Genomic DNA, 1,865 nt, shown 5'->3' on the forward strand with positions numbered 1-1,865 from the left:
TTCCAAGGGGGGATCAAAGTCTCCCGGGGCAGGCTGGCGCTGGCCAAGCTGCTCAGTCTATTTCCGGCGCCGCCGCACATCGAACCGGGTATCCACGCCAGCGCGGTTGTCGATCCGACCGCCAAGATCGACACCAACCCAGCCCAGCGGACAGTCAAGGTCGAGACGACCGCAACCCCCGCTGTCCTTCAGCAGGTTCTCGAAGAGGCTGGGTATCCGGCGACCGTGAATTGAACAGGAGCAAGATCATGCACAAGCTGACCCCGATTTTCATTGGCGGCGCACTCGCCATCAGCGCCGGCCTCGCCATCGCACAAAGCCAACTGAACACGGATACCACCATGCAAGGCCACGAAATGCCGGGGCATTCGATGCCGGCCTCCGACAACCCATCCACGCAGGCTTATATCGAAGCCAATGATCGCATGCACAAGGACATGATGGTCGAGTTCACCGGCGATGCCGACATCGACTTCATGCGCGGAATGATCCCGCACCACCAGGGCGCGATCGACATGGCGCGGGTCGTTCTGCAATACGGTACCGATCCTGAGGTTCGTAAGCTGGCCGAGGACGTGATCTCGGCCCAAGAAGGCGAGATCGCCATGATGCGGGAATGGCTCACCGCACGCGGGCAATAAGAATCGCACCCGCGGCAACGCCTCGCAGATCCACAAATTTGGGGGCATTCTGCGAGATCGCCCATACCGGGCCGGGCTGTCCAGTTTGAAACGGCACATGAAAAGCCAGCAGCGAAGTCGTTCGCGGCTGGCTATTGTCACTGGCGGACTCGGACCGCGGCAGATCACTCTACCGTCGCTGCCGCCACTTGCTCTTCCGGCGTGAAGAAGACATCGGCGTGCATGTCTTCGGGACGCAGGCCCCGCGCGAAAACCACGTCCATCGCCGCATCGACCATCGGGGGCGGACCTGCAACATAGGCTTTCCACCCGTCGAAGTCGGCGAGATCCTCGACCACCGCATCGGTCACGAAGCCGTGCCGATGGAGTGCTGCCTGCATATCCGACAGGACAGCCGTAAAGCTGAGGTTATTATGACGGTCCGCCAGTGCCTCGAAATGCTCGACGAGATAGAGGTCGCGCGCGCCGCGTGCGCCAAAGTAGACATGGATCGGCTGCTTCATGCCGTGAGCAAGGGCCGTTTCCACGATCGACTTGATCGGCGCCAGACCGGAACCGCCAGCGATGCACAGGATCGGGCCGGAATGATGCTGACGGAGGTAGGAGGAGCCTAGCGGAAATTCGAGCGTCACCTTGTCGCCGGCTTTCAGCGCGTCATGGACGTGCTGTGACGTGATGCCCCCCAGAACCTTGCGAATGTGGAATTCGAGGCTGTCGTCGCCGTGACGATTGGCCATGGAGTAGCTGCGCGCAGGCACACCATCGAATCCGACCTGGGCATACTGACCGGCCGTGAAGAGCAGGGGAGAGCCGTCGGCAGGCGCGATCCGAACCAGCTTGATGTCGTGAGTGAGGTCATCGAGGCCGATCACGATGGCATCCAGCCGTCGAGGAGCCGTAACGGCATCATCGTCATCGCTGCCCAGCCAGGCGACTGCCGCATCGGTCTTCGGCACCGCACGTCATGCCAGGATCAGGCAATCGGCCTTCTCTTCCTCGCTGAGGGCGAAGCGAGAATGCTGGAGCAGCTCCACCTTACCCTCGATCAGGCGGGACTTGCAGGAGCCGCAGCGGCCGGACCGGCAACCGTGAGGATAGGGGATGCCGGCGGCGAGCGCGGCGTCGAGAATTGTTTGGCCCTCATGGACCTCAAGGCTGGTCCGCGCCTGCCGGATGTCAACAAACTTGCTCGTCATCTGCGTCTCCTCACAGGCTCCCGGCGAG

3 protein-coding genes and 1 pseudogene are annotated in these 1,865 nt (G+C 62.1%); 2 read left to right on the forward strand and 2 right to left on the reverse strand.

The features are described from left to right. Together AC6RA4_RS25270 and copM are read left to right on the forward strand one after the other, a co-directional pair. A pseudogene (locus tag AC6RA4_RS25270) lies at nucleotides 1-234 on the forward strand (hypothetical protein); the annotation flags it as partial. A 14-nt stretch (nucleotides 235-248) separates the two neighbouring features. Next, on the forward strand, nucleotides 249-641 hold the full coding sequence (gene copM / locus AC6RA4_RS25275) for a CopM family metallochaperone (RefSeq protein WP_064790830.1): 393 nt from the start codon (nucleotides 249-251) through the stop codon (nucleotides 639-641). Between the two features lie 164 nt (nucleotides 642-805). On the opposite strand, the gene AC6RA4_RS25280 is transcribed toward copM, so the two are convergent. Both AC6RA4_RS25280 and AC6RA4_RS25285 read right to left on the reverse strand, forming a co-directional pair. Beyond that, a complete protein-coding gene (locus tag AC6RA4_RS25280; protein ID WP_500165047.1) occupies nucleotides 806-1,597 on the reverse strand; it encodes an FAD-binding oxidoreductase in 792 nt (263 codons plus the stop codon). A 6-nt stretch (nucleotides 1,598-1,603) separates the two neighbouring features. Next, a partial coding sequence (locus AC6RA4_RS25285) for a 2Fe-2S iron-sulfur cluster-binding protein (protein ID WP_500165049.1) occupies nucleotides 1,604-1,865 on the reverse strand: 262 nt, incomplete at its 5' end.

The sequence above is a fragment of the Salipiger sp. genome (genome assembly GCF_059781815.1).

What these genes read in the sequence shown, in the direction of transcription:
- copM (WP_064790830.1), top strand. Translation starts at nt 249, where the DNA reads ATGCACAAGCTGACCCCGATTTTCATTGGCGGCGCACTCGCCATCAGC.